We start from the raw sequence: 12,913 nt of genomic DNA, 5'->3' as shown, positions 1-12,913 counted from the left end.
ACTTCGACTTACAAAATAGGTTGACAAAAAACCACAAAAAAAGATACTCTTCCTAATAACAAGCATATATTTCCTCTGACAACCTTAGAAAACGACTTGCAATCAAATAATGGAATACGCGTATGGTTCTAATAACCTATTTCATGAAGCGAGGTGTCCCGCATGAGAACAGTTGCGGACTATTTGGCAGAAACTCTGCGTAATCTAGGCGTTACTCATGTCTTTGGTATTATTGGTAAATCCATCTGTCCTGCTGTCCTGAAGATGGTGGATTACGGATTAGAATTCATTCCAGGCCGTCATGAATCCAGCTCAGGTTTTGCCGCATCCGGTTATGCCCTTCAGACGGGCAAGCTTGGCGTTGCTTTTGCCACATCCGGTCCGGGCGGAACCAATCTGCTTACTGCCGCAGCCCATGCGAAGGCCAACAATCTGCCCGTACTGTTTATCACAGGTCATCAATCCATTCAGGAACTGGGGCTTCCCCAGTGTCAGGATTCCTCTTCCTATCTGGCTGATCTGGCCGAGATGTTCAGGCCTGCCACGCTGTTCAGTAAACTGGTAGAACGCGGAGATCACTTCGGCACCCTACTGAATCATGCCCTTTCCATTGCACTTGGCCCCAATAAAGGCCCTGTTCACCTCTGTCTACCTTTTGACGTACAGACTGAATTGTTATCTCAATGCCGAATTGTCATTCCCGAACCGGAACCTCTTCTTAGCGTATCTAACCTGAATCGCATTCTTCCTCTAATTCAACAATCCAAACGTCCCTTAATTATTGCTGGTAAAGGTGTAAGTCGCGCCAGAGCTCACGATGAATTGCTTCATTTGGCCGAATCGTTCAACATTCCCGTCATTACGACTCCTGGTGGAAAAGGAGCAATTGCGTGGGACCATCCCCTGTACCATGGACCTTGTGGTGTTGGAGGTTTCCCGCATGCAGACGACATGCTGAACCAAAGTGATCTCTATATCGTGCTCGGTTCACGTCTGAGTGATATGACCATCTGCAACTTAAAGCCTGAGAACCACCCGGAACATCTCATTCAATTCGACGCTGATCCTACGTTTGTCGGTAAGATTCTGAGCGCTCAAACCTTACATATCACGGGTGATTTGAAAGACAACATGCAATATTTGCTGGGAACACTCGTAGAACATTCTTCTCCAAAGAGAAACACGGCCCCCATAGTTTACACTGTACCTTTACCGGATCTGCCCCGCTTGTCTCTGGCTTCTGTGCTGGACGGGATGAGTGAACTGCTTCCTTACGATCATAAGCTGTTTGTCGATGATGGCAGCCATGGATTTCATGCGGTTCAGCGATATAAAGTCAAGAAACCTGGCAGCTTTGTGTTTGACGCGTACTTTGCCTGCATGGGTAATGCCATTGGTATGGCGATAGGTGCGAAAGCCGCTTCACCTGAAGAGACCGTCGTATGCATCACCGGTGACGGATGCTTTATGATGCTTGGCATGGAGATCAATGCCGCAGTATGCAACAATCTGAATGTTATTTTTATTGTCGTCAACAACAAACAACTGGATATGGCACTCAAAGGAATGGAAAAAACAACAGGCAGAATCGATGGCACCCTATTTGAAGTTCCTATGGACGCATCCAAGTTTGCCGAATCTCTGGGTGCTGTTGCATTCCGTGCAGAAACCCTTGCCGAATTCTCATCTGCGCTGAACACAGCACAAACGTTGAATCAGGTGGCTGTCATTGAGCTACTGACCGATCGCGACGAGATTCCACCTACAGCTCATCGCACCGTAACTTTGAATTAGGAGGAGCATATCATGAGTGAACATGTGGCTCAGGGACTGGACCGTTTTGCTAAACTTTCTGGTGAGTACGGCGCTAAAGCCCTCGCACCCATCAAAGAGCATTTTCCCGAATTATCCGAATTTATTATGGGGACAGCATATGGGGATATTTTTCAGCGCACCACGATTACGGATCAATGGAAGGAAGTTGCCATTATCTCTTCGTTGATCACCCAAGGACAGTATGAACAATTGGGGGTGCATTACACGATGGCTCTCAGCGTGGGAGTGACCGTGGATCAGCTCAAGGGAATATTGCTACATCTGGCGCCTTGTATAGGTGCTCCACGCATTATAAGTGCATTTAATATATTGCTTGCCACCTTGAAAGAAATACAGTAATTCACTTTTCTACATTTTTATACACCATTCGACTTTTTTATTGATCTTTTTACATTCCTACCTTTATAATGTGGTTAAATTATCCTTCAAACCAGCTCTCATCTTAGAAGATTCAGCAGAGGTCCCACGGGGCTGTGTATCCATTAGCAGGATAGCCTTAACTCATTTAAAGGAGAGAGATCAAGCATGGGAAATTTCATTCTTAAGACTGACGTTCCGAACAAGGTGTTAAACATTGAACTGGAGGGTTCTTTCTCTCAAGAAGACGGTTTGCGTTCCATCTCGGCCTATCAGGATACGATCGCTCCTATTAACACCAAGGAGTATGACTTGAACATCGATTGCAAAAAGTTGAATGTTACTGCTCCGGAGATTGTTCCTCTTTTGGAAGGCTGCCTTCAAATGTTCAAAAAAGATGAATATAAAAAAGTCGTGTTGACCCTCGAGAACAACGCGATTCTAAAAATGCAATTGTCCCGACTTGGTCGGTCTGTAGGCCTGGACAATCTCGAAATCATATCTACCGTTACCACTTAATAAACCAGGCGGACAAGCTGTGAATTCACCCTTCCGCTCAAGAGGAGAATGAAGATGGCCGGAATTCGTATTGTAGATATCGATATCTATCATCCAGCAACCAAGGTGCACAATGATTTTTATATTGAACATTTTGATGCAAGAGGTGTAGATATTCGTGGATTGTTAAAGGCACTTGGTCGTGATACACGTTATAAAATTGACAACGATGACGAAAACTCACTAAGCATGGCCTTTGAGGCAGCCAGTAATCTACTGGAAAAAACCGGACTTACCGGTGCAGATATTGATCTGATTGCTTATGCAAGCCAAACGCCAGAATACATCTTTCCTACGAATTCCCTGATGATTCATCGCCTGATTAACGGAGCTTCTCACACGATCTGCATTGACAGTAACGCGAACTGCGCAGGCATGACTGCTGCTTTTGAACAGGTTAGCCGACAGATGCTGGGTAATCCTCGAATTCGGCGTGCCTTAATCATCGGCTCGGATTACGTGGCTCCTCACGCCAGTCCGGATGATCCCGTATACTTCGCCAATTTCGGTGATGCAGCAGCGGCAGTTATTGTTGAGCGGGATGAACAAGCTGTCGGTTTCATTGATTCCATCTATCAGACGGATACCTGTGTGTATGGTAACTCACTCTTTCCTGCAGAAGGCCTGGCGAAACTGGGCAAAACGGGTGTAGATGCAGGTGCTTTTCATGTGAAATTCATCCCATTTGATGATTCAATTTGCGTAGATGCCGCTTCGGAGTCCATTCGTACCCTGCTGACACGCAACGAGATTGAACCAGACGAGATCAAAGCCGCCTGCTTCTCCCAGCTATCCATTGGAAACATTCGGGCTGTCTCCGCGAACGTTGGCATCGGTGATGATATTGCCGTCTACATCGGAGACGAATTCGGGTATACCTCCACCAGCAGTCCATTCATCGCATTGCATCGAGCGGTTACATCAGGTCAGATTCAGCGTGGTGACAAAGTGCTCTTCTGGACCGTTGGAGCCGGGTGGCAAAATGTTGCCATGGTGGTAGAGTATTAGGCCTTTATTCGCCAAAATAATAACCAGGACGATCCCTTTTCTTCCAAAGTGGATCGTCTTTTTTATTGGAAAGCAATCCACATTTCAGCACGCGTAACTTCTTTTCGTCTCTATAACTTCAAAGCAAAAAGCAGCCCTCATCGGACTGCCAGGTTCCTATTTTCACCTGTTCAGAAAATCTTCTTTGTCTCCCGATCGTCTTTCAGAATCTCTACCGCCTCCCGGAAACGCAAGGAATGTACAATCTCCCGTTCCCGCAGAAACTTCAGACTATCCTGCAGATCCACGTCATCGGTCAGGTCGATCAACCATTGATATGTAGCCCTGGCTTTCTCTTCTGCTGCAATGTCCTCGTACAAATCCGCGATCGGATCACCTTTTGAAGCGATATAAGCTGCTGTAAATGGTACTCCCGAGGAATTCGTATAAAACAAGGCAGAATCACGCTGCGCATAGTTCGGCCCAAGTCCCGCTTCTTGCAACTGCTCCACCGAAGCGTCCTTTGTCAACTTGTAGATCATGGTGGCAATCATTTCCAAGTGAGCGAATTCCTCCGTGCCTATGTCCGTCAGTAGCCCAATAATTTTGTCCGGAATCGTATATCGCTGGTTCAGATACCGCAGTGCCGCCGCGAGTTCCCCATCCGCTCCTCCGTACTGTTCCGCTAGCAATTTTGCCATATGAGGATCACATTTACTAACCCTTACGGGATATTGCAGTTTTTTCTCATACACCCACATGCCAGACGCCTCCCTCTACGTTATCAAAATACATCCCTTCTTCGGCCGCCCCGAGCTTCCCGAACTGATAGTCTTGCGAGGAAACCCGGGGCCGATGCGTCACACTTGCCATGGCCAAGGTGTCTGAGACCATTCCCACGGATATTTGGAGAACGCATGCCCAAAGTTCATCAACGGTCCGTACAACTGTTGAAATTCATGCGCTACCCGCATTCGCTCCTGGCTGAACTTGTTGTACTGCTCAATGCTTTGGAAGTCTCCTGGATGGGTGTCCAGGTACAGATTCAGTTCCACTAACACGAAATCCAGCGCCTGAAGTTCTTCAAGCAATTCGTAGTATTTAGCGTCACAGGGTTTCGGCACTTCAGGTTCCATCCACTTCCACCTTCCTTCCCTTCGATCTCGCCGGTGTATAAGGGCTGTACAATGCAGGCCATAAGGTTCCCAATCTTAACGCTTCTGCCGGACTGTACTGCGGCCAGCCCATGGGCTGAAATGGAATAAATAATTGCGGAGGTACCAGATACGTCCGAATCGCTACCGGCGGACAAGGATCAAACGGCCCCACAAAAGGGGCGTAAGCACGAAGCTGCGGATCTTTCACAGAACAACGCCTCCTTATTACATCATTGGTGCAACTGAATACTACTGAGGTCCTTCCCATTTCCCGTCACTATAACCATATGACGCTGTCTCCAAAGTTAATCCGAAATTCGCCTGAACGAAGCCCAGAAATTCTCCGCTTTCTCGCTCCAATAAAAAAAGACCCTCGGTTCGCTACCTTTTCAGGTAACTTCCGAAGGTCTCTATCTTTGCAGATTTCAATAATCTGCGTCCTGTAACGAGAACTATTCTGCCGGTTTTTCTTCCGATTTCATATCTTGAGGGACAGATTGCTTGTACACTCGAACCCGGGTTATTCGCAAACGAGTGGATTCTTCCACTTCAAAGACGTATCCGTTCATTTCCTGCGTTCTGCCCTTGGCCGGACTTCCTCCAAGCTCTTTGAACAGCCATCCGCCAATGGTATCCACCTCTTCATCCTCAATGACGGCTCCGGTCCACTTATGAACCTCTTCAATAAGAGATCGACCATCAACGGAAAATGAATCACCACTGCGTTCCATATGCGGACGCTCATCCTCAAACTCGTCATACAGGTCTCCAACGATCTCTTCCAGAATCTCTTCGGCTGTCAGCAGCCCCGCTGTACCGCCATATTCATCAACCACCAGTGTCATCTGAGAATGTTTCTTCTGCATCAGACGAAGCACATGGCTGATTTCCATGGATTCAGGAACGTTCAAGATCGGACGGACAAGTGAAGCGAGGTCATGTTGTTGCTCCGGGTCAGCCAGCAGCAGATCAGTGATGTGGATAAATCCGATAATCTCATCCTTATCTTCCACTGCCACAGGATACCGGGAATGCTTGGTTGCATTAATAATCTTCAGGTTTTCTTCCAAAGACATATGGGTATACAGGCAATCCATGTCTGTACGTGGCAGCATCACTTCACGTGCCAGCATATCGGAGAAATCAAAAATGTTGTCCATCAGTTTGATCTCATCTTTATCGATGACACCACTCTTGGCACTCTGCTTCATCAGAATACGAAGTTCATCTTCCGAGTGTGCTTCTCCTTCGCTGGCAGGCTCGATACCCGCCAAACGCAGCAATGCATTAGCCGATACATTCAGTACCCAAATGAAGGGGAAAAAGATTTTATAGAACAACAGCAAGGGTGCAGATAAAAACAATGCCACTCCGTCTGTTTTTTGAATTGCCAACGACTTAGGCGCAAGCTCACCCAGCACAATATGCAGAAACGTAATGATACAGAAACCGATAATGACAGACACTGTCGATATAAGCCCTGTATCTCCTACGCCGATCTTATACATGAGTGGCTCAACGAGCAATTCGGAGATGGCCGGTTCTCCCAGCCACCCGAGTCCAAGCGATGTCAGTGTAATCCCGAACTGAGTTGCTGATAGATAGGAATCCAGTTTACTATTCACCTTCAATGCGTAACCAGCCATACGGTTTCCTTCACTCTGCAATTGAGTTAAGCGTGTCTGCCTTACTTTCACAAGGGAAAATTCCGCTGCGACAAATACGCCATTCAAAAATACGAGCAAAAAGACACAGACCAGATTAAATACCAGCTGCCCAAGATGAAATTCGGTATGAATATCCAAGTTGAAACTCCCCTTTTCTATCTATTTCAGGAATACACCTGGAATATCAACGTGTGATTGCCTTTCTCGATTTGAAATCCACACCTTTGTAATACATATCTGCCACCAGCAGGTTTGGTCCGCAACAGGATGCGATATCACAATGGCAGTTGACCGTTTGATTCAACGGATGTTCAGCTGACCATTCATGGAACACATCATCCAGTTTGCGATCACGAATGTTGCCAAATGCCGGGATGTCTGCAAAATCCGTCACATACACATTGCCCGTAAACATGTTGACGTTAACCCGGTTACGTCCGTCCGGATCATTGCGTACCGTCACATTTGGCTCGCTGTATAGTCGGTTGATCAGTTCCCGATCCTGCTCTGCGGCACTGCACGCGAAGAATGGCAGGGTTCCGAAGAGCATCCACATATCCTTGTCACGCACATCAAGCAAACGATGAATCGCTGCTCTCATATGGTCCAGTGATAACACAGGCAGGGAAGAAGCAAAGTTCGAATTATACATCGGATGCACCTCATGACGAACACAGCCCATCTCACGAATCAATTGATGAATACCATCCAGTTTGTCGTGTGTACGGAAGTTAATCATGGACTCGGCAGAGATAAACATGCCTGCTTCACTTAATTTACGGGAATTTTCAATCATTTTCTCATACATCTTCACCGCTACTTCACGTTTCACAGGTCTGCCACTATTCGCAAATCCGACTTGATGGAAATCGTCAGCATTCAGGTAGTTGAATGAGATATGCATAACGTCCAGATACGGCAAAAGTTGCTCATATCGGCTAATATCTAGCGTTAAGTTGGAATTGATCTGGGAACGAATTCCACGTTCCTTGGCATATTTAAGCAGTGGAATAATCATCTCATCCACTGTTTTCTGGCTAAAGCTTGGCTCGCCGCCCGTCAGACTAATCGTCTGCAGATGCTCGACTTCATCCAATCGTTTCAGCATCAGGGGTAACGGAAGAGCCGGTGCTTCACGCATCGTAAGCATATCTCCCACGGCACAGTGCTCACACCTCATGTTGCACAGATGTGTCACAGTCATTTCTACACTGGTCAACACATGGCGTCCATATGTACGCAGAGAGCCGATCGGATCCCACGGATCATTCGTCGGAGATAAAGGCATCGGTTGTACCGATCCTGAGTTTAGCATGGTCATTGTTCTTCACCTTATTCCTTTTATTAACCTAAAAAGTTTTATTTACATCATACCTTGTGTTTCTCTTTTTGGAGTTATCTTTTATCATAGCACAATTTTGAATGCTTCGGCATACGTAGACCCTGTCCATTACATGACAAAAAACACTCAGGTAACTCCGGGCCGAATCACGAAACGGCCCCGATATTACGACATGAGCGCTAATCATCTTCAAAGCTTATTTAACTTTCCAACCGTTCATTTTGGGCGAATGAAGGTACATCCTCCACACCCTCTACACCTGTGATCATCACAGACAGTGCTGTCAGAAGGTTGATTTCATAAGGCGAAGATAAGGTCTGGCCCTCCGCATCCTTGAGAACCCGGATCAGCGGACGTTGAGGAACGCGTGAATGAATCGATGCGACGACCCCGACTTCTCCTGTACTGAGCGTAACTGAAAGACCCACAGGGTAGATTGCTACACAATCTCTGAACTTCTCCAGCATGCGTTGTTCATAAAGCGTTCCTGAGCCAGTATACAGCACCTCTACGGCCTGATGTGGCAGCAAAGCTTGCTTGTACACCCGATTCGTCGTCATGGCATCATACGAATCAGCAAGCGCAATCCACTTGGCATACTCATGAATCTCTTTATCCTTCAGGCCAAAGGGATATCCGCTGCCATCAATTCGTTCATGATGCTGTAACGCACAATGCGCAGATAGAAGCGGAATACCTGGCTCGTCTTTGAGAATGCGGTGACCATATGTAGTGTGCTGCTGAATGATTTTGAATTCCTCGTCACTCAATCTGGAGGGTTTGTTCAGGATTTCTGGTGCAATCTGTGTCTTACCAATATCATGCAACAAGGCACCCAGACCAATCTCCATTAATTGCTGGCGTGTGTACCCCGAAGCGACACCAAGAACCAGTGTATACACACATACATTCAGCGAATGATTATACAGGTCAAAATCACTGGAGTTCATGTCCATCAGCATAATCATGGCTTCCTTCTGACTGCCGATGTCTTCCAGAATGGTATTCATCACACCACTAAGCGCTTTGCCGAAATGAGGAATCTGATTCTTCGTTTTCATACCGGACATGCTCTGAAATTGCTGCTTGATCTCTACCAGTGCCTTCCTTCGGGTCTCTTCCTGCAACATATCTGGAACAATGATATCCTCGGTCGCAGCATCTTTGATATACACATAACCGACCCCAAGATCCTTGAGACGCCCAATCAGTCGGCTCGTCAGCTCAACATCCTCACTAAGTAATACCAGGCCTTCTTCACTATAAATACGTTTCCCCAGCTTCATGCCAGGCTGCAATAAGTTTATATGTACTAAACGCACAGCCTATCCTCTCCCGCTCCGTAGATGTAATTACCACTAGCCGCCGCTACAGCAGAAGGCAAGTCCTTTATTTAGTTTCATGCCAGCGGGCTCGCAGGCTGTCGTCCAGCGCCCCTGGTCGTTTTAATTCCAGTTCCAGCAAATCGCGTATGAATTTCGGAAGATGATAGAGCGTACCGGTTCCATGAGCAAGAGAAGGATACCCCACATTGAACGTAAACATGTCCAGTGTTCCAACGATATACTCACATTGATCGTCCATAGGCTCCCCATTGATGTAAATGGTCTGAATTTTCTCATAGGCTGGGGCATGTGGATTGTATTGAACTTCCATTCCATCCATACACAGCGTGCCGAGAAGTTGACCACGAAAACCAAATCCGACAATGGCTTTACCAGAAAACTCGTCCAACAAGGACTGCTCAAGTGCTTCACGAATATGACTTCCACTCAAGCATATTGTACAAGCATTTATAGGAGATGGACATAGGGAATGCAACATTCCTTTTGTAACATTTCCCTGTGGCAGATCTCCGAGAAGCTGGCCCGCATTCACCAGAGACAACTGAGCTCCTGTAAATTGACGAACAGCTTGCGCAAGTAATGTGGCAAATGGAGACTCCCGATCATACTGGATGGGCAGCATCCGGTCCGTAATCACGGCCGTCTGATCCAGTGCCCTTTCGGCTTCCGTGCGATTCGTGGCGATTGCCAGAGAGACTTGATCATCCAGTAATATACTCTCGGCAGCAACACATCCGCTGCTTACCAGTTCAAGAGGTTTTGCCACGCTTGTTCGTTCCAGAACCACTTTCCCGAGCCATTGGCCGAATTTGCCGGCTGCGCCCAGCACGGTCTGACCAATGACTAATGGTTCTTCGAGAACATGATGGGTATGCCCACCGAGAATAACATCAATTCCAGCAATCTGCTCCGCCAGTCTCCGATCCGTGGAAAGTCCCAGATGTGAGAGAATAATCACCACATCCACTTCATGACGTAATGCTTCAACTTGAGCTTTTAACGTCTCCATCGGGTCCAGAACATCCCATCCCAGCAGTTCATAGAAGGTAGTGAAGGGCGCAGTAGCTCCCAGCAAACCAATGCGAAATGGACCTTTCTCCATGATAAGAGAAGTTTTCATCCATACTGGCGGAAGGCCAGTGGCTTGTTCCACGACATTGCCGCACACTACCGGACACAGAAGTCCAGCGTAGGACTGTGCGAGCTGATCAGGCGTAAAGGTTAGTCCTTCGTTATTCCCAATGGTTATAGCATCGTAGCCCGTCAGATTGATCACATCCACGTTAGCCGTGCCCAGCGTCCCTTCTGTCTCAACGGCCATACGGTCCATATGATCGCCAATATCCAATACAAGGAGGTTCCCACCTTGTTCACGTTCCTCATTGATCATAGCGGCGATGTTGCTCATGGAGCCGAAGTGACTGTGGATGTCATTGGTGTGCAGAATCGTCAATGTTTGCTTCTCTCTGGTGCTCATCACACCGCCTCCCCCACTCTTCAATAAACGTTCATTCTTCTAATGGATAAGCATAACATTTTCCGCTTCGTTATGATATATTTAAAGGGTTTAGAGATCAAAAAGAGGTGAGTCATATTCATGAAATTTACAATTCAACTATTTGCAGGCATTGCGGAACGTCTAAATACATCCCTTCTGGAGTTTGAGTACACTGGAGACACTCCGACTGCTGCCGATATAAAAGAAAAACTGAGTCTGGATTACCCGGAGGCAGCTTCTCAGATACGGACATCCTTTTTGGCAGTTAACCAGCAGTACGCACCTGCCGATACGATACTCAAGTCAGAAGACGAACTTGCCTTGATTCCGCCCGTCTCCGGAGGCGATGGTACGGATATGCCCGGTGAAAAGCATCATTCTACCTCTCCTGAGCATCGGACTGAAGATGGATTATTTTTGATTACCGAGTCCGCCCTGTCTGTGGAAGCTACAACGGCGCTGGTCATTACCGCGAATCACGGTGCAGCTCTTACTTTTGTAGGTACGACTCGCGAAATGACCGGTGAACAGCGCACCGTTCATCTGGAATACGAGGCCTATGTGCCGATGGCTCTCTCTCAGATGGCAGCCATCGGTACGGAGATCTCCGATCGCTGGCCCGGTGTACTGTGCGCAATCAGTCATCGCATCGGCAAAGTGGATGTGGCAGAGATTAGTGTTGTCATTGCCGTTTCCTCGCCTCATCGCAACGACTGTTATGATGCAAGCCGCTACGCCATTGAAAGACTCAAACAGACGGTCCCCATCTGGAAAAAGGAAATTTGGGAAGATGGTTCTGAATGGAAAGGACATCAACTAGGACCCTGGAACCCTATGGATAACTAAACAATGAGTCCTTACACCTTTTTCGACAGAGTGACTTAATAGTAAATAAGTCGTTGTCAACCCATTTTTTTCTTGTTATTATAATGATATGTGTCGATATTAGTCGAGGAAAAGGTGGTTTATACGTGAGAGTGCATGTTACTGATCTTAAACCTGGTGACCTGTTAAAAAATGATGTATACAACAGTTCGGGTCTCCACATGCTGATGAAAGGTTCCACCCTCAGTGAAGATGACCTATCCAAGCTGCTGCAACATGGAATCGATTACGCAGATGTAGAACATACAACATCCGACCTACACTCTGATGAACAAACCTTACCTTCCGATCAAACCCGTCTGTTAACTAATCTGTTTAACGATACGATCAAAGGTACTGAATCTCTATTTCAGCAAGCGATGGAGAAGGGTTTTATTGATGAGACACAGGTCGATGAGATTTTAATTACCCTAACGGGACAGCTGGAAAAACAAAAAGATGTTGTCTCCTTGTTGCTTATGCTGGACGGGGATAGCGATTATACCTACAACCATTCATTGCAAGTCGGAATGCTCGCTTTTTATATCGCCGGCTGGATGGGCTACAACCCAGAGGAATGTCTAACGGTAGCCAAAGCAGGATATCTTCATGATATCGGAAAGTCCAAGATTCCTTCTGAAATGTTACATAAACCGGGTAAATTGACCACGGAAGAATTCGATGAAATGAAGAAACACACGTTCTATGGATACGATATTATTAAAGAATCCACGCAGGATGAAATTCTGGCAACAGTTGCCCTTCAGCACCATGAGCGCGAGGACGGAAGTGGTTATCCACATGGACTGCGAGGCGACGAGATCCATCCATATGCCCGTATAACGGCTGTAGCGGACGTATACAGCGCCATGACGACCAATCGGGTGTATCAGACCAAACAGGAGCTTATCTCTGTTCTGTGCGAATTGTACAGCCTTAGCTTCGGTCAGTTAAATGGTGAAGCAACACAGGAACTGATCAAACACATGCTACCTAATTTTATCGGTAAAAGGGTTCTGCTCACCACGGGTCAGACGGGACTCATTGTCATGAATAATCCTGCAGATTATTTCCGACCACTCGTTCAGACCTCTACGGCCTTTATTGATTTAGCGAAGGAAAGAGATATTGCTATCGTTGAAATCTATGTACAGTAAGCATGCAACAAGCCATTAGGTTCATTTTTGCACAGCACGCAGGCATGCATACGAAGGAACAAACATTAGCTTGAATAACCAACGTATAGGTTGGCATATGTAAAAAGGGAAGCCATCGCGGCTTCCCTTTTGTCTATCTCGATT

At 46.8% G+C, this 12,913-nt stretch carries 13 protein-coding genes; 6 read left to right on the top strand and 7 right to left on the bottom strand.

Features of this window, described 5'->3' with window-relative positions:
- Positions 1-162: 162 nt before the first annotated feature.
- From MKX75_RS09240 to MKX75_RS09225, 4 genes are all read left to right on the top strand, one after another.
- Entirely contained in the window at positions 163-1,794 is a 1,632-nt protein-coding gene (locus tag MKX75_RS09240) for a thiamine pyrophosphate-binding protein (RefSeq protein ID WP_339169377.1), read from the top strand.
- 12 nt (positions 1,795-1,806) lie between these two features.
- Positions 1,807-2,175 (top strand): carboxymuconolactone decarboxylase family protein, encoded by a 369-nt coding sequence (locus tag MKX75_RS09235; RefSeq protein WP_339169375.1) that lies wholly within the window; start codon positions 1,807-1,809, stop codon positions 2,173-2,175.
- Between the two features lie 186 nt (positions 2,176-2,361).
- Complete coding sequence (locus tag MKX75_RS09230; RefSeq protein ID WP_062833535.1) at positions 2,362-2,712, top strand: hypothetical protein; 351 nt, start codon at positions 2,362-2,364, stop codon at positions 2,710-2,712.
- A gap of 54 nt (positions 2,713-2,766) precedes the next feature.
- Positions 2,767-3,759 (top strand): 3-oxoacyl-[acyl-carrier-protein] synthase III C-terminal domain-containing protein, encoded by a 993-nt coding sequence (locus MKX75_RS09225; RefSeq protein ID WP_076330325.1) that lies wholly within the window; start codon positions 2,767-2,769, stop codon positions 3,757-3,759.
- 170 nt (positions 3,760-3,929) lie between these two features.
- On the opposite strand, the gene MKX75_RS09220 is transcribed toward MKX75_RS09225, so the two are convergent.
- The 7 genes from MKX75_RS09220 to MKX75_RS09190 form a co-directional block, all read right to left on the bottom strand.
- Positions 3,930-4,499 (bottom strand): manganese catalase family protein, encoded by a 570-nt coding sequence (locus tag MKX75_RS09220; protein WP_017689524.1) that lies wholly within the window; start codon positions 4,497-4,499, stop codon positions 3,930-3,932.
- A 99-nt stretch (positions 4,500-4,598) separates the two neighbouring features.
- Positions 4,599-4,874, bottom strand: a complete 276-nt coding sequence (locus tag MKX75_RS09215) for a spore coat protein CotJB (protein WP_036609910.1) — start codon at positions 4,872-4,874, stop codon at positions 4,599-4,601.
- Positions 4,864-5,103, bottom strand: a complete 240-nt coding sequence (locus MKX75_RS09210) for a spore coat associated protein CotJA (RefSeq protein WP_036609912.1) — start codon at positions 5,101-5,103, stop codon at positions 4,864-4,866. The genes MKX75_RS09215 and MKX75_RS09210 overlap by 11 nt, the downstream gene beginning before the upstream one ends.
- Before the next feature lie 244 nt (positions 5,104-5,347).
- Positions 5,348-6,700 carry a hemolysin family protein gene (locus tag MKX75_RS09205; protein ID WP_062833533.1) on the bottom strand — a complete coding sequence of 451 codons (1,353 nt, stop codon included), beginning with the start codon at positions 6,698-6,700 and terminating at the stop codon, positions 5,348-5,350.
- Positions 6,701-6,746: 46 nt separating this feature from the next.
- Complete coding sequence (gene yfkAB, locus MKX75_RS09200; protein WP_091032604.1) at positions 6,747-7,883, bottom strand: radical SAM/CxCxxxxC motif protein YfkAB; 1,137 nt, start codon at positions 7,881-7,883, stop codon at positions 6,747-6,749.
- Positions 7,884-8,104: 221 nt separating this feature from the next.
- Positions 8,105-9,226 (bottom strand): HD-GYP domain-containing protein, encoded by a 1,122-nt coding sequence (locus MKX75_RS09195; RefSeq protein WP_076330324.1) that lies wholly within the window; start codon positions 9,224-9,226, stop codon positions 8,105-8,107.
- A 67-nt stretch (positions 9,227-9,293) separates the two neighbouring features.
- Positions 9,294-10,727, bottom strand: coding sequence for a 5'-nucleotidase C-terminal domain-containing protein (locus MKX75_RS09190; RefSeq protein WP_339169373.1), 1,434 nt, complete (start codon positions 10,725-10,727; stop codon positions 9,294-9,296).
- A 120-nt stretch (positions 10,728-10,847) separates the two neighbouring features.
- Between MKX75_RS09190 and MKX75_RS09185 the strand changes: the two genes are divergently transcribed.
- Positions 10,848-11,594 (top strand): molybdenum cofactor biosynthesis protein MoaE, encoded by a 747-nt coding sequence (locus MKX75_RS09185; protein WP_339169372.1) that lies wholly within the window; start codon positions 10,848-10,850, stop codon positions 11,592-11,594.
- 125 nt (positions 11,595-11,719) lie between these two features.
- The gene (locus MKX75_RS09180; protein WP_062833529.1) at positions 11,720-12,769 is read left to right on the top strand and encodes an HD-GYP domain-containing protein; all 1,050 of its coding nucleotides are present in this window, start codon (positions 11,720-11,722) and stop codon (positions 12,767-12,769) included.
- Positions 12,770-12,913: the final 144 nt, after the last annotated feature.

It is taken from the genome of Paenibacillus sp. FSL R5-0341 (genome assembly GCF_037975235.1).
In the GTDB taxonomy this organism is placed as follows: Bacteria; Bacillota; Bacilli; order Paenibacillales; family Paenibacillaceae; genus Paenibacillus; species Paenibacillus amylolyticus_A.
Note: the sequence above shows the minus strand (reverse complement) of the source record. Positions and strands in the feature narration are given on the sequence as shown.

What these genes read in the sequence shown, in the direction of transcription:
- MKX75_RS09240 (WP_339169377.1), top strand. Translation starts at nt 163, where the DNA reads ATGAGAACAGTTGCGGACTATTTGGCAGAAACTCTGCGTAATCTAGGC.
- MKX75_RS09235 (WP_339169375.1), top strand. Translation starts at nt 1,807, where the DNA reads ATGAGTGAACATGTGGCTCAGGGACTGGACCGTTTTGCTAAACTTTCT.
- MKX75_RS09230 (WP_062833535.1), top strand. Translation starts at nt 2,362, where the DNA reads ATGGGAAATTTCATTCTTAAGACTGACGTTCCGAACAAGGTGTTAAAC.
- MKX75_RS09225 (WP_076330325.1), top strand. Translation starts at nt 2,767, where the DNA reads ATGGCCGGAATTCGTATTGTAGATATCGATATCTATCATCCAGCAACC.
- MKX75_RS09220 (WP_017689524.1), bottom strand. Translation starts at nt 4,499, where the DNA reads ATGTGGGTGTATGAGAAAAAACTGCAATATCCCGTAAGGGTTAGTAAA.
- MKX75_RS09215 (WP_036609910.1), bottom strand. Translation starts at nt 4,874, where the DNA reads ATGGAACCTGAAGTGCCGAAACCCTGTGACGCTAAATACTACGAATTG.
- yfkAB (WP_091032604.1), bottom strand. Translation starts at nt 7,883, where the DNA reads ATGACCATGCTAAACTCAGGATCGGTACAACCGATGCCTTTATCTCCG.
- MKX75_RS09190 (WP_339169373.1), bottom strand. Translation starts at nt 10,727, where the DNA reads ATGAGCACCAGAGAGAAGCAAACATTGACGATTCTGCACACCAATGAC.
- MKX75_RS09185 (WP_339169372.1), top strand. Translation starts at nt 10,848, where the DNA reads ATGAAATTTACAATTCAACTATTTGCAGGCATTGCGGAACGTCTAAAT.